The sequence below is a fragment of the Kitasatospora cheerisanensis KCTC 2395 genome (assembly GCF_000696185.1).
GTDB classification, from domain to species: domain Bacteria; phylum Actinomycetota; class Actinomycetes; order Streptomycetales; family Streptomycetaceae; genus Kitasatospora; species Kitasatospora cheerisanensis.
The window spans coordinates 4,590,865-4,612,818 of sequence record NZ_KK853997.1; the positions used below are offsets into that span (position 1 = coordinate 4,590,865).

A 21,954-nucleotide genomic window follows, 5' to 3' on the forward strand; every position below is an offset into this window, starting at 1 on the left:
GGACGCATGCGAGCCGCCACACCTGATCGTCCGCGGACCAGGCCCGGCCGGGGGTGGTACGTCGGGGCGGTGCTGAGCGCGGTGGTGGCCGTCACGATGTGCCTGCTGGGGTGGCGGCAGGCCGACCAGGCGGACCGGATCAACGCGCACCCGGTGCGGATCGAGGGCACCGTGACCCAACTGCCGGGCGGCAGCGGGACGTACAGCCAGGTCGCGTACGCGGCGGACGGGCGGAAGCTGACCGCCGCGGACCTGTGGCTGCCCGCGGAGGCGAAGGTCGGCGACCGGATCTGCCTGGAGCACGCGGCGGACGACGCGGGCGCGGTGCGGGTGTGCGGGAAGCGCTACCCGCAGCCGGTGGGCGTGGGACTGGCGCAGACCACGGTGCCGCTGGCGGTGCTGCTGTGCCTGGGCTGCCTGCTGCGGATCCGGCACTTCCGGCGGGCGCACCCGGTGGCCGGGCGGGAGGGGACGCCCGGGTTCACGGTGGCGTTCGCGGCCGAGGGGATGCCCGCGATCACCCAGGGCAAGCGGACGCGCCGGCGCCGCAAGGGGGGTCGGCGCGCGCTGCGGTGAGCCCTGGTGGCGGCCGTCCGGACCGCAAGGTGAACAATGGGGGCGTGACCCGAGCCCATCTGGACAAGCAGCCGCAGGACGTCGCCGCCATGTTCGACGATGTCGCGGCCAAGTACGACCGCACCAACGACGTGCTCTCGCTGGGCCAGGCCCGGCTGTGGCGCCGCGCGGTGGCCGATGCGGTGGGGGCCGTGGCGGGCCAGCGCATCCTGGACCTCGGCGCGGGCACCGGCACCTCCTCGCTGCCGTTCCTGGAGGCCGGCGCGGACGTCGTGCCGTGCGACTTCTCGATCGGGATGCTGACCGAGGGCAAGAACCGGCACCCCGAGCTCGCGCTGACCGCCGGCGACGCGACCCGACTGCCGTTCGCGGACGAGTCGTTCGACGCGGTGACGATCTCCTTCGCGCTGCGCAACGTGCAGGACCACGAGGCGGCGATGCGCGAGATGCTCCGGGTGACCAAGCCCGGCGGCAAGGTGGTGATCTGCGAGTTCTCCACCCCGACGTGGACGCCGTTCCGCACCGTGTACACCGAGTACCTGATGCGGGCGCTGCCGCCGGTGGCGACGAAGGTGTCCTCGAACCCGGAGGCGTACGTCTACCTCGCCGAGTCGATCCGGTCCTGGCCCGACCAGCCCGCGCTGGCCGCGGAGTTGCAGCAGGCCGGCTGGACGAAGGTGGCCTGGCGCAACCTGACCGGCGGCATCGTCGCCCTCCACCGCGGCTTCAAGGCCCCGTAGACTGCGAGGGTTCGGCGCTCCGTACCGTTCCGTTGACGGAGGGTCGGACCCGACCACCGTGACCCCGACGCGCTCAGGAGAGAGCCGAATGACCGAGACCGCCGTGGAGTCCACCGCCGACGTCATCGTGGTCGGCGCCGGTCCGGCCGGCTCCACCACCGCGTACTGGCTGGCCCAGGCGGGCCTGGACGTGCTGCTGCTGGAGAAGACCGAGTTCCCGCGCGAGAAGGTGTGCGGCGACGGTCTGACCCCGCGGGCCGTCAAGCAGCTGGTGGACATGGGCATCGACGTGTCCGCCGAGGCCGGCTGGCTGCCGAACAAGGGCCTGCGGATCATCGGCGGCGGCGTCCGGCTGGAGCTGGACTGGCCGGAGCTGGCGTCCTTCCCCGACTACGGACTGGTGCGCAAGCGCGCCGACTTCGACGAGCTGCTGGCCCGTCAGGCGCAGAAGGCCGGCGCCCGGCTGTACGAGAACTGCAACGTGAGCGGCCCGATCCAGGACCGCACCGGCCGGATCACCGGCGTCACCGCCAAGCTGGGCCCGGAGAAGCGCGAAGTCGCCTTCCACGCCCCGCTGGTGGTCGCGGCGGACGGCAACTCGACCCGGCTGTCGCTGGCGATGGGCCTGCACCGGATCGAGTCCCGGCCGATGGGCGTCGCCTACCGGACGTACTTCACCTCGCCCCGGCACGACGACGACTACCTGGAGTCGTGGCTGGAGCTGTGGGACACCCGCGGCGGGCAGAAGAAGCTGCTGCCCGGCTACGGCTGGATCTTCGGCATGGGCGACGGCACCTCGAACGTCGGCCTCGGCATCCTCAACTCCTCGCCCGCGTTCGGCGACCTGAACTGGCGCGAGGTGCTGAAGAGCTGGTGCGCCGGCATGCCCGAGGAGTGGGGCTACACGCCGGAGAACATGACCGAGCCGATCCGCGGCGCGGCCCTGCCGATGGCGTTCAACCGGCAGCCGCACTACACCCGCGGCCTGCTGCTGGTCGGCGACGCCGGCGGCATGGTCAACCCGTTCAACGGCGAGGGCATCGCCTATGCGATGGAATCCGGCCAGCTCGCCGCGGGCGTCATCGTGCAGGCGATGGCCCGGATCACCCCCGAGGGCCGGGAGCGGGCGCTGGCCCGCTACCCGCAGATCCTGAAGGACACCTACGGCGGCTACTACACGCTCGGCCGGGCGTTCGTGAAGCTGATCGGCAACGACCGGGTGATGCGGATCGCCGCCGAGCGCGGCCTCACCCACCCCGTGCTGATGAAGTTCGTCCTCAAGCTGCTGGCCAACCTCACCGACCCGACCGGCGGCGACGCCGCGGACCGGATCATCAACGGCCTCGCGAAGGTCGCGCCCCGGGCCTGACCGGGGGACGGCGGCCGGACAGCGGCGGCGGGCAGGCGGAATCCGCTTGCCCGCCGCCCTTCGCGTGCGGGACAGTGTGCGGCGATCTTGTCCGTCCGACGGCGCACGGGCCCCTGCGGTGTTCCCCGGGAGTCCTGCCATGGCCGTTGCGTCCCTCGATGCCCGCCCCCGCGCCGCGCGCGACCTGCCGCTGCTGGCGGTGGCGGTGGTGTGGGGTTCGAGCTTCCTGGTGGTGAAGCGGGTCGCCGAGCCGGACACCGTGGTGGCCGTGCTGGCGCTGCGCTTCGGCCTGGTGCTGCCGGTGCTCGGCCTGGCCGCCCGGCGGCAGCTGCGCGCCCTGACGGCCCGTCAGTGGGCCGGCGGGGCGCTGCTGGGCCTGGTGCTCGGCGCGGTGTTCCTGCTGGAGACGTACGGGGCGGTGCACACCTCGGCGACCAACGCGGGGCTGGTGATCAGCCTGACGATGGTGTTCACCCCGTTCGCCGAGGCCGCGCTGCGCCGCAGCGCCCCGTCCGGCGCGTTCCTGGCGGCGGCCGGCCTGTCGGTGCTGGGGGTGGCGCTGCTGACCGGGGACGGCGGCCTGCGGGCGCCGTCCGCGGGCGATCTGCTGGTGCTGGGCGCGGCGGTCGCACGGACCGTGAACGTGCTGGCGACGGCCCGGCTGCGGGCCGTGCGCGGGGTGCCCCCGCTGGCCCTGACCTGGGTCCAACTGGCGTTCGCCACCCTGGTGTTCGCGGCGGCCTCGCCGTGGGCCGGGCCCTCGCCGTGGGCGGTGGCGGCGTCCTTCGACGGGCGGCGCTGGGGACTGCTGCTGTACCTGTCGCTGCTGTGCACGCTGTTCGCGTTCTTCGTGCAGCTGTGGGCGGTGCGGACCGGCTCGCCGTCGCGGGTGAGCCTGCTGCTGGGCACCGAGCCGCTCTGGGCGGCGGTGTTCGGGGTCGCACTGGCGGGCGACCGGCCGGGCCCCCTGGCGCTGCTGGGGGCGCTGGCGGTGCTGGCCGGAACCGAGTGGGGGCGGCGCCGCGCGCCCTCCTTCGAGAGCTTGTGAACGAAGGGTCAAGCGGCTGCCGACCGGGGTCCGTCGCGCGGGTGAGTTCCCCTATCACGTAAACCCGATCGCTCCGAAATTTGCCTGTTCCGCCGCAGAATTGATATAGGCCGTGGCCAAACGGCAGCCGTTTCGCGGTGAGTTGCGACTGTATGTGGCCAATTGCCTGCTCCGGGTAGAACAGTGGTGACCCCTCCCGCTCCGGGCGGCTTCGTCGGGTGGCGAAGATCACAAAGATCGTCGGGAACTGCGTGTCGCAGATCACAAGCAGACAGGCATAGGATGCGCTCCAACCTGGCTTTGTGAACTGCCTCACATGGAGCCGGATCCCACGAAGTGGATCATCGGTTCACCGCTGGTGACCTGGTGGTTCCGATCTGCAGTCAAGGACGACTGGACGGAGGGAGCGGGGGCTATGAATGCCTACGCGCCGATCCTCGTACTCGGTGCCATCGCCGCGGCGTTCGCGGTCGGCTCCGTCGTGATGGCCTCGCTCACCGGCCCGAAGCGCTACAACCGGGCCAAGTTGGAGGCGTACGAGTGCGGCATCGAACCGACCCCGCAGCCCACGGGCGGCGGTCGGTTCCCGATCAAGTACTACCTGACGGCGATGCTGTTCATCGTCTTCGACATCGAGATCGTCTTCCTCTACCCCTGGGCGGTCAGCTTCGACGCCCTGGGGATCTTCGGGCTGGTCGAGATGCTCCTGTTCATCGCCACCGTGTTCGTCGCCTACGCCTACGTCTGGCGTCGCGGCGGCCTGGAGTGGGACTGACGCCCGATCCGCCGCCGCGCTGCGTCGCCCGAGCTGCGACGCCCGCGCTGCGTTGTTTGTGAGCTGGCGGACAAGCCACCGGACTCGAAGGCATTGAGAGGGAACTGATGGGTATCGAGGAGAAGCTGCCGAGCGGCTTTCTGCTCACCAGCGTGGAGGCCGCCGCGGGCTGGGTGCGGAAGGCTTCGGTCTTCCCGGCCACCTTCGGGCTCGCCTGCTGCGCGATCGAGATGATGACCACCGGCGCCGGCCGCTACGACCTGGCCCGGTTCGGCATGGAGGTGTTCCGCGGCTCGCCGCGGCAGGCCGACCTGATGATCGTGGCCGGCCGGGTCAGCCAGAAGATGGCCCCGGTGCTGCGCCAGGTCTACGACCAGATGCCGAACCCCAAGTGGGTCATCTCGATGGGCGTGTGCGCCTCCTCCGGCGGCATGTTCAACAACTACGCGATCGTCCAGGGCGTCGACCACATCGTCCCGGTCGACATCTACCTGCCGGGCTGCCCGCCCCGCCCGGAGATGCTGCTCGACGCGATCCTCAAGCTGCACGACAAGATCCAGCACGAGAAGCTCGGCGTGAACCGCCGCCGGGCCGAGGAGGAGGCCGAGCGCCTCGCGCTGCAGGCCACCCCGACCAGTGAGATGCGGGGGCTGCTGCGATGAGCGACCACCAGACGCCGGCCGACGAGACGCCCGAACTCCCCTCCACCAGGCGGGAGATCCCGGTCGAGGTGGTCGGCACCCGGCAGGGCATGTTCGGCGCCCGCGGCACCGGCGACACCTCCGGCTTCGGCGGCCTGCACGCCCCGATCGTGCTGCCCGGCCCGAGCGAGCGCCCCTACGGCGGCTACTTCGACGAGGTGGCCGACGAGTTCGAGGGCGCGCTCGAGGAGCAGGGCCTCGACGTGGACGAGGTGATCGAGAAGACCGTCGTGGACCGCGGCGAACTGACCTTCCACGTCGCCCGCGAGCACCTGCTGAAGGCGGTGCGGATCCTCCGCGACGACCCGGCGCTGCGCTTCGAACTCTGCCTGGGCGTCAGCGGCGTGCACTACCCGTCCGAGCCGGGCCGGGAGCTGCACGCGGTCTACCACCTGCGCTCGATCACCCACGGCCGGCTGATCCGGCTGGAGGTGACCGCGCCCGACGCGGACCCGCGCATCCCGTCCGTGGTCAGCGTCTACCCGACCAACGACTGGCACGAGCGGGAGACCTACGACTTCTTCGGACTGGTCTTCGAGGGCCACCCGGCGCTCACCCGGATCATGATGCCGGACGACTGGCTGGGCCACCCGCAGCGCAAGGACTACCCGCTCGGCGGCATCCCCGTCGAGTACAAGGGCGCCCAGATCCCGGCTCCCGACCAGCGGAGGTCGTACAGCTGATGAGCAGCACCCACTACGAAGCAGGAGCCCGGGAGACCACCGAGGGACGGGTGTTCACCGTCACCGGCGGCGACTGGGGCGAGGTCGCCGAGGCCGTCGCGGGAGCCGACGACGAGCGGATCATCGTCAACATGGGCCCGCAGCACCCGTCCACCCACGGCGTGCTGCGGCTGATCCTGGAGATCGACGGCGAGACGGTCACCGAGGCCCGGTGCGGCATCGGCTACCTGCACACCGGCATCGAGAAGAACATGGAGTTCCGCAACTGGGTGCAGGGCACCACGTTCGTGACGCGGATGGACTACCTCACTCCGCTGTACAACGAGACCGCCTACTGCCTGGCCGTCGAGAAGCTCCTCGGCATCACCGCCGACATCCCCGACCGGGCGTCCGTGATCCGGGTGCTGATGATGGAGCTGAACCGGATCTCCTCGCACCTGGTGGCGCTCGCCACCGGCGGCATGGAGATCGGCTCCACCACCCTGATGATCTACGGCTTCCGGGACCGCGAGACCGTCCTGGACATCTTCGAGCTGGTCACCGGCCTACGGATGAACCACGCCTACGTCCGCCCCGGCGGGCTCGCCCAGGACCTGCCCCCCGGCGCGGTCGACAAGATCCGCGAGGGCGTCAAGCTGCTCCGCTCCCGGATGCACGAGTACGACAAACTCGCCACCGACAACCCGGTGTTCAAGGCCCGCCTGGTCGACGTGGGCTTCCTCGACCTGCCCGGCTGCCTGGCGCTCGGCGCGACCGGCCCGATCCTGCGCTCCACCGGGCTGCCGCACGACCTGCGCAAGACCGACCCGTACTGCGGGTACGAGAACTACGAGTTCGACGTCGCGGTGGCCGACAGCTGCGACTCCTACGGGCGGTTCGTGATCCGCCTGGAGGAGATGAAGCAGTCGCTGCGGATCGTCGAGCAGTGCCTGGACCGGCTGAAGCCCGGACCGGTGATGGTGGCCGACAAGAAGATCGCCTGGCCCGCCCAACTCGCCGTCGGCCCCGACGGCATGGGCAACTCGCTGGACCACATCCGGAAGATCATGGGCACCTCGATGGAGGCCCTGATCCACCACTTCAAGCTGGTCACCGAGGGCTTCAAGGTCCCGGTCGGGCAGGCGTACGCGGCCGTCGAGTCCCCCAAGGGCGAACTCGGCGTGCACGTGGTCAGCGACGGCGGAACCCGGCCCTACCGGGTGCACTTCCGCGACCCGTCGTTCACCAACCTGCAGACGATGGCGGCGATGTGCGAGGGCGGCCAGGTGGCCGACGTGATCGTGGCAGTGGCCGGGATCGACCCGGTGATGGGAGGCGTGGACCGGTGAGCAGCACAGAACTCGGCCTGCCGGCGCTGCCGGCCAAGCCCTACCCGCCGGAGGTCGAGCGCCGACTGGCCGCCGACGCGGCCGAACTGATCGCCCGTTACCCGCACTCGCGCTCGGCGCTGCTGCCGCTGCTGCACCTGGTGCAGGCCGAGGAGGGCCACGTCTCGGCGACCGGGATCCGGTTCTGCGCCGAGCAGTTGGACCTCACCACCGCCGAGGTCACCGCGGTCGCCACCTTCTACACCATGTACCGGCGCCGCCCGGCCGGCGAGTACCACGTCGGGGTGTGCACCAACACCTTGTGCGCGGTGCTCGGCGGCGACCAGATCTTCGACGAGCTCAAGCAGCACCTGGAGATCGAGAACAACCGGACCACCGAGGACGGCGCGATCTCGATCGAGCGGATCGAGTGCAACGCGGCCTGCGACTACGCGCCCGTCGTGATGGTCAACTGGGAGTTCTTCGACAACCAGACCCCGGAGTCCGCCCGGGAGCTGGTCGACCGGCTGCGCGCGGGCGAAGAGGTACGGCCGACCCGCGGCGCGAAGCTCTGCTCGTTCAAGGAGACCTCCCGGATCCTGGCCGGCTTCGCCGACCCGCGCGAGGGCGCGGTCGACGAGTCCGGGGCCGGCGGCGCACCCTCGCTGGCCGGCCTGCGCCTGGCCAAGGGCGAGGCGCTGCCCGGCACTCCGGGCGCCAAGGTGGTCTCCCCCCGGCAAGAAGGGACGGAAGCGTGATGACCTCCGCCGAGCCGGCCGAGAAGCTGCTCTCCCCGGTCCTCTCCGCGTCCTGGGACGACCACCGCCCCTGGGCCCTCGACACCTACCGCCGGCACGGCGGCTACGACGGGCTGCGCGCCGCCCTCGCCATGGCCCCGGACGAGGTGATCGCCCTGGTCAAGGACTCCGGTCTGCGCGGCCGCGGCGGCGCCGGCTTCCCCACCGGCATGAAGTGGCAGTTCATCCCGCAGAACGACGGCAAGCCGCACTACCTGGTGGTCAACGCCGACGAGTCCGAGCCGGGCACCTGCAAGGACATCCCGCTGCTGTTCGCCAACCCGCACTCGCTGATCGAGGGCATGGTGATCGCCTCCTACGCGATCCGCTGCAACCACGCCTTCATCTACCTGCGCGGCGAGGTCGTCCCGGTGCTGCGCCGCCTGCAGGCCGCCGTCGCCGAGGCGTACCAGGCCGGCTACCTCGGCAAGAACGTGCTCGGCTCCGGGACCGACCTGGACATCACCGTGCACGCCGGCGCCGGCGCGTACATCTGCGGCGAGGAGACCGCGCTGCTGGACTCGCTGGAGGGCCGCCGCGGCCAGCCCCGGCTGCGCCCGCCGTTCCCGGCGATCGCCGGCCTGTACGCCTGCCCGACGGTGGTCAACAACGTCGAGTCGATCGCCTCGGTGCCGCCGATCCTGGCCCGCGGCAAGGACTGGTTCAAGTCGCTGGGCACCGAGAAGTCGCCCGGCTTCACCCTGTACTCGCTGTCCGGGCACGTCACCAACCCCGGCCAGTACGAGGCCCCGCTCGGCATCACGCTCCGCCAGCTGCTGGAGATCTCCGGCGGCGTCCGGGCCGGGCACCGCCTCAAGTTCTGGACGCCGGGCGGCAGTTCCACCCCGATGTTCACCGACGAGCACCTCGACGTGCCGCTCGACTACGAGGGCGTCGGAGCGGCCGGCTCGATGCTCGGCACCAAGGCCCTGCAGGTGTTCGACGAGACCACCTGCGTGGTGCGAGCCGTCACCCGGTGGACCGAGTTCTACGCCCACGAGTCCTGCGGCAAGTGCACCCCGTGCCGCGAAGGCACCTACTGGCTGGTCCAGTTGCTCAAGCGGATCGAGGCCGGCCAGGGCGCGCCCGGCGACCTGGAGAAGCTGCTCGACATCGCCGACAACATCAACGGCAAGTCGTTCTGCGCGCTGGGCGACGGCGCGGCCAGCCCGATCGTCTCCTCGCTGCAGCACTTCCGCGCCGAGTACCAGCAGCACATCGACGAACACCGCTGCCCGTTCGACCCGGCGGCCTCCACCGTCTGGGCCGACCGGGCCTCCGTCCACGAGTCCGCCACCGAGAGGGAGGTGCACGCGTGACGGTCACCGAGCCTTCCACCCAGACCGAGCTGGTCACGCTCACCATCGACGGCGTCGAAGTCAGCGTCCCCAAGGGCACGCTGGTGATCCGCGCCGCCGAGCAGATCGGCACCCAGGTCCCGCGCTTCTGCGACCACCCGCTGCTCGACCCCGCCGGGGCGTGCCGCCAGTGCATCGTGGAGATCGAGGGCCAGCGCAAGCCGGTCGCCTCCTGCACGATCCCGGTCGCCGAGGGCATGGTGGTGCGCACCCAGCTGTCCTCGCCGGTCGCCGAGAAGGCGCAGCGCGGCGTGATGGAACTGCTGCTGATCAACCACCCGCTGGACTGCCCGGTCTGCGACAAGGGCGGCGAATGCCCGCTGCAGAACCAGGCGATGACCAACGGCGCCGCCGACTCCCGGTTCGAGGGCGTCAAGCGGACGTACGAGAAGCCGGTCCCGCTCTCCACCCAGGTGCTGCTGGACCGCGAACGCTGCGTGCTGTGCGCCCGCTGCACCCGCTTCTCGCAGCAGATCGCCGGCGACCCGTTCATCGACCTGGTCGAGCGCGGCGCGCTCCAGCAGGTCGGCACCGGCGTCGACCAGCCGCTGGACTCGTACTTCTCCGGCAACACCATCCAGATCTGCCCGGTCGGCGCGCTCACCTCCGCCGCCTACCGGTTCCGCTCCCGCCCGTTCGACCTGGTGTCCTCCCCGTCCGTGTGCGAGCACTGCTCGGCCGGCTGCGGGCAGCGCACCGACCACCGGCGCGGCAAGGTGATGCGCCGGCTGGCGGGCAACGAGCCGGAGATCAACGAGGAGTGGAACTGCGACAAGGGCCGGTTCGCGTTCCGCTACGCCCAGCAGCGCGACCGGTTCACCTCCCCGATGATCCGCCGGGAGGACGGCGAACTCGCCGCCGCGTCCTGGCCGGAGGCGCTCGCCCGGGTCGCCGAGGGCCTGCGCGGCAAGCGCGCCGCGGCCCTGGCCGGCGGCCGCGTCACCGTCGAGGACGCCTACGCCTGGGCCAAGTTCGCGCGCCTCGCGCTCGGCACCAACGACGTCGACTTCCGGGCCCGCCCGCACAGCGGCGAGGAGGCCGAGTTCCTGGCCGCCGCCGTCGCCGGACACGGCACCGACCTGGACGGCGCCGGAGTGACGTACCGTCAGCTCGAAGCCGCACCGGCCGTGCTGCTGGTCGGGCTGGAGGCCGAGGAAGAGGCCCCGATCGTCTTCCTGCGGCTGCGCAAGGCCAACCGGGCGTCCGGCCTGCGGGTGTTCGCGATCGCCTCGCACGCCTCCCGCGGCCTCGGCAAGCTGCACGGCGCGCTGCTGCCCGCCGCCCCCGGCACCGAGGCCGAGTGGCTCGGCGCCCTCGCCGGCGACGAGGTGCTCGCCGACGACGCGGGCCGCTGCGCGGACGCGCTGCGCTCCCCGGGCGCGGTGATCCTGGTCGGCGAACGCCTCGCCCAGACCGCCGGCGGCCTCACCGCCGCGCTGCGCCTCGCGCACACCACCGGGGCGAAGCTCGCCTGGGTGCCGCGCCGGGCCGGCGAGCGCGGCGCCGTCGAGGCAGGCGCGCTGCCCGGGCTGCTGCCCGGCGGCCGCGCCGTCGAGGTGCCCGCCGCCCGCGCCGAGGCCGCCGCGCACTGGGGCGTCGCCGAACTGCCCGCCGCGGCCGGCCGCGACACCGACCGGATCCTGGCGGACGCCGCCGCCGGCGAGCTGGACGCGCTGGTGGTCGGCGGCGTCGGCCTGGACGACCTGGCCGACCCGGCGCTCGCCGAACAGGCCCTGGAGCGGGCCGGGTTCGTGCTCTCGCTGGAGCTGCGCCCGTCCGCGGTCACCGCGCACGCCGACGTGGTGCTGCCGGTCGCCGCGGTCGCCGAGAAGGCCGGCACCTTCCTGGACTGGGAGGGCCGGGTCCGGCTGTTCGAGCCCGCGATCAAGCCCGACCAGCTGATGAGCCGTCACCTGCACTCGGACGTCCGGGTGCTGTCGATGGTCGCCGACGCGCTGGACCGGCCGATCGGCCTGCCCGACGTCCGGGCGGCCCGGCTGGAGCTGGACCGTTTCACCCCGTGGCTGGGCGACCGCCCGGCCGCGCCCGCCGCGCACCCCGGCGCGCTGCCCCGCCCGGTGTCCGGGCAGGCCGTGCTGGCCGGGCACCGGATGCTGCTCGACAACGGCTCGCTGCAGGACGGCGACGAGCACCTGGCCGGCACCCGGCACCCGGTGGTCGCCCGGCTGTCCGCCGCCACCGCCGCCGAGATCGGCGCCGCCGGCGCGCTGCGGGTCTCCGGCCCGGCCGGGTCGCTGACCCTGCCGCTGGAGATCACCGACGCGATGCCCGACCGCACCGTCTGGCTGCCGCTCAACTCCACGCCCGGCGGAGTGCACCGCACGCTCGGCACCACGCTCGGCCACCTGGTCACCATCGCCCCGGCGGAGGAATCGTGAACCTCTCTGCTGCCTACGAGACCCTCGGCTACTTCGGGCGCGACCCGTGGTGGCTGGTGCTGCTGAAGGCGGTGTTCTGCTTCGCGTTCCTGGTGCTGACGGTGCTGATCGCCATCGTCTGGGAGCGCAAGGTCGTCGCCTGGATGCAGCTGCGGATCGGCCCGAACCGGCACGGCCCGTGGGGCCTGCTGCAGTCGCTGGCCGACGGCGTGAAGCTGGCGCTGAAGGAAGACCTGGTGGTGAAGGGCGCCGACAAGGCGGTCTACATCCTGGCGCCGATCGTCGCCGCGATCCCCGCGTTCATGGCGTTCGCGGTGATCCCGTTCGGCCCGGCCGGCAACGAGGTGTCGATCTTCGGCACCCGCACCCCGCTCCAGCTGACGGACCTTCCGATCGCGCTGCTGTACATCCTGGCCACCGCCTCGGTGGGCATCTACGGCATCGTGCTGGCCGGCTGGTCGTCCGGCTCGACCTACCCGCTGCTCGGCGGCATCCGGTCCTCCGCCCAGATGATCAGCTACGAGATCGCGATGGGCCTGTCGTTCGCGGCGGTGTTCATCTACTCCGGCTCGATGTCGACCTCGGAGATCGTCGCCTCGCAGCAGCCGACCTGGTTCGCGGTGCTGCTGCCGGTGTCGTTCATCGTCTACATCGTGGCGATGGTCGGCGAGACCAACCGCGCCCCGTTCGACCTCCCGGAGGCCGAGGGCGAGCTGGTCGGCGGCTTCAACACCGAGTACTCCTCGCTGAAGTTCGCGATGTTCATGCTCGCCGAGTACGTCAACATGGTCACCGTCTCCGCGGTCGCCTCGACGCTGTTCCTCGGCGGCTGGCGCGCCCCCTGGCCGATCTCCACCTTCTGGGAGGGCGCCAACCACGGCTGGTGGCCGATGCTGTGGATCGTCCTGAAGATCCAGCTGCTGCTGTTCTTCTTCATCTGGCTGCGCGGCACGCTGCCCCGGCTCCGCTACGACCAGTTCATGAAGCTCGGCTGGAAGGTGCTCATCCCGGTCTCCCTGGTGTGGCTGGTGATGGTCTCCGCGGTGCGCGCGCTGCGCAACGAGGGCTACGACTTCAGCAAGGTGCTGCTGTACGTGGGCGCCCCGCTGGCGGTGGTCCTGCTGGTCGCCCTGGTGGCGGACGTGGTGCGCCGGAAGCCCGAGGAGCCGCAGCCCGCCGCTGCCCCGCCCGCCGCCTTCGACCCGATGGCCGGCGGCTACCCGGTGCCGCCGCTGCCGGGCCAGGAAATGCCGCCCGTCCCGCGCCGCCGTCGCCGGACCCCGCAACTCCAGGACGCCCTCAACGGGGCCGACCATTCCGAAGGGAGCTGAGCGCCGCCATGTCTGACGAATCTTCGGAGAAGTCGATCCTCGGCCCGGCCGCCGGCTTCGGCGTGACCTTCAAGGCCATGTTCAAGAAGCGGCTCACCGAGCAGTACCCGGAGTACAAGAAGCCCACCGCTCCGCGCTTCCACGGCCGCCACCAGCTGAACCGGCACCCGGACGGCCTGGAGAAGTGCGTCGGCTGCGAGCTGTGCGCCTGGGCCTGCCCCGCCGACGCGATCTACGTCGAGGGCGCCGACAACCGCGACGAGGAGCGCTACTCGCCCGGCGAGCGGTACGGCGCCGTCTACCAGATCAACTACGCCCGCTGCATCCTGTGCGGGCTGTGCATCGAGGCCTGCCCGACCCGGGCGCTCACCATGACCAACGAGTACGAGCTCGCCGACGACTCCCGGCAGGACCTGATCTTCACCAAGGAGCAGCTGCTGGTCGGGCTGACCGAGGGCATGGTCGACTCGCCGCACGCGATCTTCCCCGGCGCCGACGAGGGCGCCTACTACCGGGGCGAGATCACCGGCGCCGCGCCGGGCACCGTGCAGCAGGAGAAGCACGCGCGCGACAAGGAGGCGCAGTCATGACCTCCACCGGCGAGGCCGTGCAGTTCTGGGTGCTGGCCGTGATCGCGGTCGGCGGCGCCCTCGGCATGCTGCTGATGAGGAAGGCGGTCCACTCGGCGCTCTGCCTGGCCGCCACCATGCTGTCGCTGGCGGTCTGCTACCTGGCGCAGGGCGCGGTGTTCCTGGGCGTGGTGCAGATCGTCGTCTACACCGGCGCGATCATGATGCTGTTCCTGTTCGTGGTGATGCTGGTCGGCGTCTCCTCGGCGGACTCGCTGAAGGAGCAGCTGAAGGGCCAGCGGATCGCCGCGGTGCTCTGCGGTGTCGGCTTCGGCGTGCTGCTGATCGCCGGCCTGGCGAACGCCCGGCTGTCGCACTTCACCGGCCTGTCCGAGGCGAACGCCGAGGGCAACGTGCAGGGCCTGGCGAAGCTGATCTTCACCAAGTACGTGTGGGCGTTCGAGGTGACCGGCGCGCTGCTGATCACCGCGGCGATCGGCGCGATGGTGCTGACCCACCGCGAGCGGGTCCACGAGCGGCTGACCCAGCGTCAACTCGCCGCCCAGCGGGTCAAGGACAACATCCAGGTCCCGCCGATGCCCGCGCCCGGCGTGTACGCCCGGCACAACGCGGTGGACATCCCGGCGCTGCTGCCCGACGGCACCGTCGCCGAGGACTCGGTGATGGGCACCCTGCGCGAGCGCGGCCAGATCCGCGACGTCAGCCAGGAGATGCTCCGGCGGATGGCCGAACTGGAGGAGAGCACCGCCGACTGGCTGGGCCGCCCGTCCTCCGCCCGCCCGCAGGTCGCCGCGCCCCGCCAGGCCCTGGAGACCGTGCCGACCAAGGAGGAGGCGGAGTGAACCCGGTCAACTACCTGTACCTCGCCGCGCTGCTGTTCACCATCGGCGCCTCCGGGGTGCTGATCCGGCGCAACGCGATCGTGCTGTTCATGTGCGTGGAGCTGATGCTGAACGCCTCGAACCTGGCGCTGGTCACCTTCTCCCGGATGCACGGCAACCTGGACGGCCAGATCCTCGCGTTCTTCACCATGGTGGTCGCGGCGGCCGAGGTCGTGGTCGGCCTCGCCATCATCGTCTCCATCTTCCGGACCAGGCACTCCGCTTCGGTCGACGACAGCAACCTGATGAAGCTGTAGGCGGAGGGCCCTTCAGTGAACTCTCTCATTCCGCTGCTGGTCGCGGCGCCGCTGGCCGGCGCTGCCCTGCTGCTGCTCGGCGGACGGGCCCTGGACCGGTTCGGGCACTGGATCGCCACCGCGCTCGCGGCGCTGTCCTGTGCCTTCGGCCTGGTCCTGTTCTTCGACATGCTGGGCCGCGACACCGAGCACCGCGCCGTCACCGAGCGGCTGTTCAGCTGGATCCCGGTCGGCGGCTTCCGGGCCGACGTCTCCTTCCAGCTCGACCAACTGTCCATCGTCTTCGTGCTGCTGATCACCGGCGTCGGCACCCTGATCCACCTGTACTCGGTGGGCTACATGGCGCACGACGAACGCCGCCGCCGGTTCTTCGCCTACCTGAACCTGTTCCTGGCCGCCATGCTGATCCTGGTGCTGGCCGACAACTACCTGCTGCTGTACGTCGGCTGGGAGGGCGTGGGCCTCGCGTCCTACCTGCTGATCGGCTTCTGGCAGCACAAGCCGAGCGCCGCGACGGCCGCCAAGAAGGCGTTCATCGTCAACCGCGTCGGCGACATGGGCCTGTCCATCGCGATCATGCTGATGTTCGCCGAGTTCGGCTCCTTCGCCTTCCGGCCGGTGTTCTCGGCGGCGGGCGACGCGAGCGAGGGCAAGCTCACCGCGATCGCCCTGATGCTGCTGCTCGCCGCCTGCGGCAAGTCCGCGCAGGTGCCGCTGCAGTCCTGGCTGGGCGACGCGATGGAGGGCCCGACCCCGGTCTCCGCGCTGATCCACGCGGCCACCATGGTCACCGCCGGCGTCTACCTGATCACCCGCTCCGCGTCGATCTTCAACCTGGCCCCCGACGCGCAGACCGCCGTCGTGGTGGTCGGCGCGGTGACGCTGCTGTTCGGTGCGATCGTCGGTTGCGCCAAGGACGACATCAAGAAGGCGCTGGCCGGCTCGACCATGTCGCAGATCGGCTACATGATCATGGCGGCCGGCCTCGGCCCGATCGGCTACGCCTTCGCGATCATGCACCTGGTCACCCACGGCTTCTTCAAGGCCGGGCTGTTCCTCGGCGCCGGATCGGTCATGCACGGCATGAACGACGAGGTGAACATGCGTCACTACGGCGGCCTGCGCAAGTACATGCCGTGGACCTTCGCCACCTTCATGGCCGGCTACCTGGCGATCATCGGCTTCCCGTTCCTGTCCGGCTTCTTCTCCAAGGACAAGATCATCGAAGCGGCCCTCGCCAAGGGCGGCACCGAGGGCTGGATCCTCGGCACCTGCGCGCTGGTCGGCGCCGCCGTCACCGCCTTCTACATGACCCGGGTGGTGCTGCTCACCTTCTTCGGCGAGAAGCGCTGGCAGCCGGACGCCGAGGGACACCGGCCGCACCCGCACGAGTCCCCGCGGACCATGGTGATCCCGATGGTCGTGCTGACCTTCGGCTCGCTGTTCGCCGGCGGCCTGTTCAGCCTCGGCGACTCCTTCCTGCACTTCCTGGAGCCGGTCACCGGCCACGAGGAGGGCCACGCCCCGCTGAGCGCCTTCGCCGTCAGCGCCATCGCCACCGTCTGCATGGCGGCCGGCGTCGGCCTGGCCTGGCTGAAGTACGGCCGCAAGCCCGTCCCGGTGCAGGCCCCGCGCGGCTCGCTGCTCACCCGGGCCGCCCGCCGCGACCTGCTCCAGGACGACTTCAACCACGCCGTCCTGGTCCGGCCCGGCTCGGCGCTCGCCGCCACCCTGGTGTTCTTCGACAGCAAGGGCCTCGACGGCTTCGTCAACGGCCTGGCCGCCGCCATCGGCGGCCTCTCCGGCCGGCTGCGCCGGATCCAGACCGGCTACGTCCGGACGTACGCGCTCTCCATGTTCGGCGGCACGCTGGTGCTGGTCGCCTCCACTCTCCTGATGAGGTCGGTCTGATGAGCTACCTCCTCTCCGCCACCTGCGCCGTCCCGGCCGTCGGGGCAGTGGTCACCGCTGCCCTCCCGGCCGGCACCGGCGAGGCCCGGCGGCGCACCACCAAGGCGGTCGCCCTGGCGGTCTCGGTGGCCACCCTGGGCCTGGCCGCGGCCGTCGCCGCGTCCTTCGAACCCGGCGGCGCCCGCTACCAGTTGACCGAGTCCTACAGCTGGATCCGGTCCTTCGGCATCGACTTCGCGCTCGGCGCCGACGGCATCGGCACCGCCCTGGTGCTGCTCACCGCCGTCCTGGTGCCGCTGGTGATGCTGGCCGGCTGGCACGACGCCGACCCCGCCGCCGCGGAGGGCTCCTTCGAGTCCAAGCGCCGCACCCAGGGCTTCTTCGCCCTGATCCTCGCCGTCGAGGCGATGGTGCTGGTGTCCTTCCTGGCCACCGACGTGTTCGTGTTCTACGTGTTCTTCGAAGCCATGCTGATCCCGATGTACTTCCTGATCGGCGGCTTCGGCGACCGGGCCGGCGGACCCGACGCGGCCCGCCAACGCTCCTACGCGGCCGTCAAGTTCCTGCTGTACAACCTGCTCGGCGGACTCGTCATGCTGGCCGCCGTGATCGGCCTGTACGTGGTGGCCGCCGACCAGGGACAGGCCACCTTCGGCCTGCCCGCGCTGACCGACGCGATCTCCTCCGGCAAGCTGGTGATCGACCCGACCGCGCAGCGCGCGCTGTTCCTCGGCTTCTTCTTCGCGTTCGCGGTGAAGGCCCCGATGTGGCCGCTGCACACCTGGCTGCCGAACGCGATGGGCGAGTCCACCGCCGGAACCGCCGTGCTGATCACCGCGGTCGTCGACAAGGTCGGCACCTTCGCGATGCTGCGGTTCTGCCTCGGCCTGTTCCCGGACGCGTCGAAGACCTTCGCCCCGGCGATCCTGGTGCTGTCGCTGATCGGCATCGTCTACGGCGCACTGGTCGCCATCGGCCAGAAGGACATCAAGCGGCTGGTCGCCTACGCGTCCATCTCGCACTTCGGGTTCATCATCATGGGCATCTTCGCGATGACCAGCCAGGGCCAGTCCGGCGCCACCCTCTACATGGTCAACCACGGCATCTCCACCGCCGCGTGGATGCTGGTCGCCGGCTTCCTGATCTCCCGCCGCGGCTCCCGCCTGATCGCCGACTACGGCGGCGTGCAGAAGGTCGCCCCGGTGCTGGCCGGCACCTTCCTGATCGGCGGCCTGGCCACCCTGTCGCTGCCCGGCCTGGCCCCGTTCGTCAGCGAATTCCTGGTCCTGGTCGGCACGTTCACCCGCTACCCGGTGATCGGCGTCATCGCCACCTTCGGCATCGTGCTGGCCGCGCTGTACGCGCTGATGCTGTACCAGCGCACCATGACCGGACCGGTCAAGGAGTCCGTCACCGGCATGCCGGACCTGAAGGCCCGTGAACTCGCCGTCGTCGCCCCGCTGGTGGCCCTCACCCTGCTGCTCGGCGTCTACCCGCAGCCGCTCACCCGGATGGTGAACCCGGCCGTCGACGACACCCTCAGCCAGGTCCACCGGACCGACCCCGCGCCGGTCCACCCGGTCGCCGCCAACGGAGGTGAGCAGAAGTGAGCCCCATCCACGCGCTGGCCGCCGCCGGCGGAAACAGCCCGAGCATCCCCGCCCCGCACGTCGAGTACGGCCAGCTCTCGCCGATGCTCGTGGTGTTCGGCGCCGCCCTGGTCGGCATCCTGGCCGAGGCGTTCCTGCCCCGCCGGCTGCGCGCCGCCACCCAGCTCGGCATCTCGCTGGCCGGCCTGGTCGGCGGATTCGTCGCCGTCGTGGTGCTCGCCGCCCAGGGCCACGCCACCACCAGGGCCGGACTGCTGGCGATGGGCTCGGTCGCCATCGACGGGCCCGCGCTGTTCCTCCAGGGCGTCATCCTGCTGACCGCCGTCCTCGCCGTCCTCACCTACGCCGAGGGCCGGCTGGAGCCGCGCATCAACGGCCACCGGATCGACGCGTTCGCCGCCCAGGCCGCCGCCGTCCCCGGCGGCGAACAGGAGCGCACCGCCACCCGCGAGGGCCTGCGCACCACCGAGATCTACCCGCTCACGCTGTTCGCGGTCGGCGGCATGCTGCTCTTCCCCGCCTCGAACGACCTGCTGACCATGTTCGTGGCGCTCGAAGTGCTGTCCCTGCCGCTGTACCTGATGTGCGCCCTCGCCCGGCGCCGCCGCCTGCTCTCGCAGGAGGCCGCCGTCAAGTACTTCCTGCTCGGCGCGTTCGCCTCGGCGTTCTTCCTGTTCGGCACCGCCCTGCTGTACGGCTACGCGGGCACCGTCCGGCTCGGCGAGATCGCCGACGTGGTCGCCGGCACCGCCCCCGTCACCCCGGCGCTCGCCGTCACCACCCAGAACGACGCGCTGCTGCTGATCGGTCTGGCGATGCTCGCCGTCGGCCTGCTCTTCAAGGTCGGCGCGGTGCCGTTCCACTCCTGGACCCCGGACGTCTACCAGGGCGCGCCCACCCCCGTCAGCGGGTTCATGGCCGCCGCCACCAAGACCGCCGCGTTCGGCGCCATGCTGCGGCTGTTCTACGTCGCCTTCCCCGGCCTGCGCTGGGACTGGCGGCCCGTCATGTGGGGCGTGGCGATCCTCACCATGGTGGTCGGCTCGATCCTCGCCGTCACCCAGCAGGACGTGAAGCGGCTGCTCGCCTACTCCTCGGTCGCCCACGCCGGGTTCATCCTCACCGGCCTGATCGCCACCGACCGGCGCGGCGTCGCCGCCGTCCTCTTCTACCTGCTCGCCTACTCCTTCGTCACCCTCGGCGCGTTCGCCGTGGTGACCCTGGTGCGCGACTCCAAGGGCGAGGCCACCCACCTGTCCAACTGGGCCGGCCTCGGACGGCGCTCCCCGCTGCTCGCCGCGGTGTTCGCGCTCTTCCTGCTGGCCTTCGCGGGCATCCCGCTCACCTCCGGCTTCACCGGCAAGTTCGCGGTCTTCCAGGCCGCGGCCGGCGGCGGCGCCACCCCGCTGGTGATCGTCGGTGTGCTCTCCTCCGCGATCGCCGCGTTCTTCTACATCCGGGTCATCGTCCTGATGTTCTTCTCCGACCCGCAGCCCGCCGGCCCCGCGGTCGCCGTCCCCAGCGCCCTCACCGCCACCACCATCGCCTTCGGCGTGCTGGTCACCCTGGGCCTGGGCCTGCTGCCGCAGTACTTCCTCGACCTGGCCTCCAAGGCCTCGCTGTTCATCCGCTGACCGTCCCCCCGCCCGGCCCCCGCCCACCCCGGCGGGGGCCGGCCCGTTCCGGGCACCTCCCGCCACCAGGGGAGGAAGGCCCAGGCCCGTGCAGTGATCCACTCGGGACCGGATACGCTGCCTTGTATGTGCATCGGCGGTGCTGAGGGACCGGCCCGCTGGATCGACCAGGGACAGGAGTGGTCAGCGTGACCGTCGTGGGGCCCTTCGGGCTGAGCGTGCAGGACCGCGATCTGACCCGCGACGTCCAGGCCGGGATGGAGGCCGTGGAGGCCGCCCTGATCGAGGCCGTCAAGTGCGACGTGCCCTTCATCACGGTGACCGCCAGCCACCTCATCGAGGCCGGGGGGAAGCGGTTCAGGCCGCTGCTGGTGATGCTCGCCGCCCAGTTCGGCGACCCGGGCGCGCCCGGGGTGGTGCCGTCCGCCGTGGTGGTCGAACTGACCCACCTGGCAACGCTCTACCACGACGACGTGATGGACGAGGCCCCCGTGCGGCGCGGCGCGCCCAGCGCCAACAGCCGCTGGGACAACTCCGTCGCCATCCTCACCGGCGACTTCCTGTTCTCCCGCGCCTCCCAGGTGCTCTCCGACCTCGGCCCCGAGGCCGTCCGGGTCCAGGCCGACGCGTTCGAACGACTCGTCACCGGCCAGATCCTGGAGACCGTCGGGCCCCGCCCCGAGGACGACCCGCTGCGCCACTACCTCGACGTCCTCTCCGGGAAGACCGGCTCGCTGATCGCCGTCTCCTGTCGCTTCGGCGCGATGATGGCCGGCGCCGAACCGTGGATCGTCGACCTGCTCACCCAGTACGGCGAGCGCATCGGCACCGCGTTCCAGCTCGCCGACGACGTCCTCGACATCGCCAGCGACGGCCACGAGTCCGGCAAGACCCCCGGCACCGACCTCCGCGAAGGCGTCCCGACGCTGCCGGTCCTGCTGCTGCGTCAGATGCCGGTCGACCCCGCCGACCCCGAGGACGCGAGGCTGCGCGAGCTCCTCGACACCGACCTGGCGTCCGACGACGCCGGGCACGCGGAGGCCCTCCGGCTGCTGCGCCGGCACCCGGCGCTGGAGCGGGCCCGGCGGGAGACGCTGCGCTACGCCGAGGAAGCGCGTGCGCTGCTCGACCCGCTGCCGGAGTGCCCGGCGAAGGCGGCGCTCCAGGAGCTGTGCGACACGGTGGCCATCCGCACGATGTGACCCCCGGGCGCGCAGGCGGGTACGGAACCAGGTGCCCCGCGCGCCCCTGTCCGTGCGCCTGTTCGCGTTAGTGTTCGTCCCATGTTGCGTGTGGTGATCGCCGAGGATTCCGTGCTGCTCCGGGAGGGGTTGACGCGGTTGCTGACGGACCGGGGGATGGAGGTCGTGGCGGGGGTCGGTGACGGGGACGCACTGCTGCGGGCGGTGGACGGGCTGCACGGGGAGGGCTCGTTGCCGGACGTGGTGGTGGCGGACGTGCGGATGCCTCCGACGCACACCGACGAGGGGGTGCGGGCGTGCGTGGAGCTGCGCAAGCGGTATCCGCAGCTGGGTGTGCTGGTGCTGTCGCAGCACGTGGAGGAGCAGTACGCGGGCGAGCTGCTGGCGGGTTCGACCCGCGGGGTGGGCTACCTGCTGAAGGACCGGGTCGCGGAGGTGCGGGAGTTCGCCGACGCGGTGACCCGGGTCGCGCAGGGCGGGACGGCGCTGGACCCGGAGGTGGTGCAGCAGTTGCTGAGCCGCAGCCGGCAGGTGGACACGCTGGTGAAGCTGACGCCCCGTGAGCGCGAGGTGCTGGGGCTGATGGCGGAGGGCCGGACGAACGCCGCGATCGCCAAGCAACTGGTGGTGTCGGACGGTGCGGTCGAGAAGCATGTGTCGAACATCTTCCAGAAACTGGGTTTGGGACAGAGCCAGGAGGATCACCGGCGGGTTCTCGCGGTGCTGGCGTACCTGGAGTCGTGACCGGCGGGTGACCCGACGGGGCGGTGTGCGCGAGTTCCCTT

General features: G+C 71.4%; 20 protein-coding genes. All 20 read left to right on the forward strand.

Going from position 1 to position 21,954, the window contains the following annotated elements; all coding sequences use genetic code 11:
* Positions 1-6: 6 nt before the first annotated feature.
* The 20 genes from KCH_RS20965 (at position 7) to KCH_RS21060 (ending at position 21,913) form a co-directional block, all read left to right on the forward strand.
* The gene (locus KCH_RS20965; RefSeq protein WP_157032141.1) at positions 7-576 is read left to right on the forward strand and encodes a hypothetical protein; all 570 of its coding nucleotides are present in this window, start codon (positions 7-9) and stop codon (positions 574-576) included.
* A gap of 44 nt (positions 577-620) precedes the next feature.
* Positions 621-1,316: a demethylmenaquinone methyltransferase gene (locus KCH_RS20970; protein WP_035865120.1), complete on the forward strand. Its 696-nt coding sequence runs from the start codon at positions 621-623 to the stop codon at positions 1,314-1,316.
* Positions 1,317-1,404: 88 nt separating this feature from the next.
* A complete protein-coding gene (locus KCH_RS20975; RefSeq protein ID WP_035865121.1) occupies positions 1,405-2,685 on the forward strand; it encodes a geranylgeranyl reductase family protein in 1,281 nt (426 codons plus the stop codon).
* Between the two features lie 139 nt (positions 2,686-2,824).
* On the forward strand, positions 2,825-3,733 hold the full coding sequence (locus KCH_RS20980; RefSeq protein ID WP_035865123.1) for a DMT family transporter: 909 nt from the start codon (positions 2,825-2,827) through the stop codon (positions 3,731-3,733).
* Between the two features lie 415 nt (positions 3,734-4,148).
* Positions 4,149-4,508: an NADH-quinone oxidoreductase subunit A gene (locus KCH_RS20985; RefSeq protein WP_035865124.1), complete on the forward strand. Its 360-nt coding sequence runs from the start codon at positions 4,149-4,151 to the stop codon at positions 4,506-4,508.
* 107 nt (positions 4,509-4,615) lie between these two features.
* Positions 4,616-5,170 carry a NuoB/complex I 20 kDa subunit family protein gene (locus tag KCH_RS20990; protein ID WP_035865125.1) on the forward strand — a complete coding sequence of 185 codons (555 nt, stop codon included), beginning with the start codon at positions 4,616-4,618 and terminating at the stop codon, positions 5,168-5,170.
* A complete protein-coding gene (locus KCH_RS20995) occupies positions 5,167-5,892 on the forward strand; it encodes an NADH-quinone oxidoreductase subunit C (protein WP_035865127.1) in 726 nt (241 codons plus the stop codon). Before KCH_RS20990 ends, KCH_RS20995 begins: the two co-directional genes overlap by 4 nt.
* Complete coding sequence (locus KCH_RS21000) at positions 5,892-7,220, forward strand: NADH-quinone oxidoreductase subunit D (protein ID WP_035865130.1); 1,329 nt, start codon at positions 5,892-5,894, stop codon at positions 7,218-7,220. Before KCH_RS20995 ends, KCH_RS21000 begins: the two co-directional genes overlap by 1 nt.
* Complete coding sequence (gene nuoE / locus KCH_RS21005; RefSeq protein WP_035865132.1) at positions 7,217-7,957, forward strand: NADH-quinone oxidoreductase subunit NuoE; 741 nt, start codon at positions 7,217-7,219, stop codon at positions 7,955-7,957. Before KCH_RS21000 ends, nuoE begins: the two co-directional genes overlap by 4 nt.
* Complete coding sequence (gene nuoF / locus KCH_RS21010; RefSeq protein ID WP_035865135.1) at positions 7,957-9,315, forward strand: NADH-quinone oxidoreductase subunit NuoF; 1,359 nt, start codon at positions 7,957-7,959, stop codon at positions 9,313-9,315. Before nuoE ends, nuoF begins: the two co-directional genes overlap by 1 nt.
* Complete coding sequence (locus KCH_RS21015; RefSeq protein WP_035865137.1) at positions 9,312-11,753, forward strand: NADH-quinone oxidoreductase subunit G; 2,442 nt, start codon at positions 9,312-9,314, stop codon at positions 11,751-11,753. The genes nuoF and KCH_RS21015 overlap by 4 nt, the downstream gene beginning before the upstream one ends.
* Positions 11,750-13,084 carry an NADH-quinone oxidoreductase subunit NuoH gene (nuoH, locus tag KCH_RS21020; protein ID WP_035865138.1) on the forward strand — a complete coding sequence of 445 codons (1,335 nt, stop codon included), beginning with the start codon at positions 11,750-11,752 and terminating at the stop codon, positions 13,082-13,084. The genes KCH_RS21015 and nuoH overlap by 4 nt, the downstream gene beginning before the upstream one ends.
* An 8-nt stretch (positions 13,085-13,092) precedes the next feature.
* On the forward strand, positions 13,093-13,674 hold the full coding sequence (nuoI, locus tag KCH_RS21025) for an NADH-quinone oxidoreductase subunit NuoI (RefSeq protein WP_035865139.1): 582 nt from the start codon (positions 13,093-13,095) through the stop codon (positions 13,672-13,674).
* Positions 13,671-14,516, forward strand: coding sequence for an NADH-quinone oxidoreductase subunit J (locus tag KCH_RS21030; RefSeq protein WP_035865141.1), 846 nt, complete (start codon positions 13,671-13,673; stop codon positions 14,514-14,516). The genes nuoI and KCH_RS21030 overlap by 4 nt, the downstream gene beginning before the upstream one ends.
* Positions 14,513-14,812 carry an NADH-quinone oxidoreductase subunit NuoK gene (gene nuoK, locus KCH_RS21035; protein WP_035865142.1) on the forward strand — a complete coding sequence of 100 codons (300 nt, stop codon included), beginning with the start codon at positions 14,513-14,515 and terminating at the stop codon, positions 14,810-14,812. The genes KCH_RS21030 and nuoK overlap by 4 nt, the downstream gene beginning before the upstream one ends.
* Before the next feature lie 15 nt (positions 14,813-14,827).
* A complete protein-coding gene (gene nuoL / locus KCH_RS21040; RefSeq protein WP_035865144.1) occupies positions 14,828-16,723 on the forward strand; it encodes an NADH-quinone oxidoreductase subunit L in 1,896 nt (631 codons plus the stop codon).
* Entirely contained in the window at positions 16,723-18,333 is a 1,611-nt protein-coding gene (locus tag KCH_RS21045; protein ID WP_035865146.1) for an NADH-quinone oxidoreductase subunit M, read from the forward strand. The genes nuoL and KCH_RS21045 overlap by 1 nt, the downstream gene beginning before the upstream one ends.
* Positions 18,330-19,967 carry an NADH-quinone oxidoreductase subunit NuoN gene (nuoN, locus tag KCH_RS21050; protein WP_051653285.1) on the forward strand — a complete coding sequence of 546 codons (1,638 nt, stop codon included), beginning with the start codon at positions 18,330-18,332 and terminating at the stop codon, positions 19,965-19,967. The genes KCH_RS21045 and nuoN overlap by 4 nt, the downstream gene beginning before the upstream one ends.
* Before the next feature lie 188 nt (positions 19,968-20,155).
* The gene (locus tag KCH_RS21055; RefSeq protein WP_035865147.1) at positions 20,156-21,169 is read left to right on the forward strand and encodes a polyprenyl synthetase family protein; all 1,014 of its coding nucleotides are present in this window, start codon (positions 20,156-20,158) and stop codon (positions 21,167-21,169) included.
* 84 nt (positions 21,170-21,253) lie between these two features.
* Positions 21,254-21,913 carry a response regulator transcription factor gene (locus KCH_RS21060; protein ID WP_035873055.1) on the forward strand — a complete coding sequence of 220 codons (660 nt, stop codon included), beginning with the start codon at positions 21,254-21,256 and terminating at the stop codon, positions 21,911-21,913.
* Positions 21,914-21,954 lie beyond the last annotated feature (41 nt).

Coding starts and splice junctions, on each gene's coding strand:
- KCH_RS20965 (WP_157032141.1), top strand. CDS start 7: ATGCGAGCCGCCACACCTGATCGTCCGCGGACCAGGCCCGGCCGGGGG.
- KCH_RS20975 (WP_035865121.1), top strand. CDS start 1,405: ATGACCGAGACCGCCGTGGAGTCCACCGCCGACGTCATCGTGGTCGGC.
- KCH_RS20980 (WP_035865123.1), top strand. CDS start 2,825: ATGGCCGTTGCGTCCCTCGATGCCCGCCCCCGCGCCGCGCGCGACCTG.
- KCH_RS20985 (WP_035865124.1), top strand. CDS start 4,149: ATGAATGCCTACGCGCCGATCCTCGTACTCGGTGCCATCGCCGCGGCG.
- KCH_RS20990 (WP_035865125.1), top strand. CDS start 4,616: ATGGGTATCGAGGAGAAGCTGCCGAGCGGCTTTCTGCTCACCAGCGTG.
- KCH_RS20995 (WP_035865127.1), top strand. CDS start 5,167: ATGAGCGACCACCAGACGCCGGCCGACGAGACGCCCGAACTCCCCTCC.
- KCH_RS21000 (WP_035865130.1), top strand. CDS start 5,892: ATGAGCAGCACCCACTACGAAGCAGGAGCCCGGGAGACCACCGAGGGA.
- nuoF (WP_035865135.1), top strand. CDS start 7,957: ATGACCTCCGCCGAGCCGGCCGAGAAGCTGCTCTCCCCGGTCCTCTCC.
- nuoI (WP_035865139.1), top strand. CDS start 13,093: ATGTCTGACGAATCTTCGGAGAAGTCGATCCTCGGCCCGGCCGCCGGC.
- KCH_RS21030 (WP_035865141.1), top strand. CDS start 13,671: ATGACCTCCACCGGCGAGGCCGTGCAGTTCTGGGTGCTGGCCGTGATC.
- KCH_RS21045 (WP_035865146.1), top strand. CDS start 16,723: ATGAGCTACCTCCTCTCCGCCACCTGCGCCGTCCCGGCCGTCGGGGCA.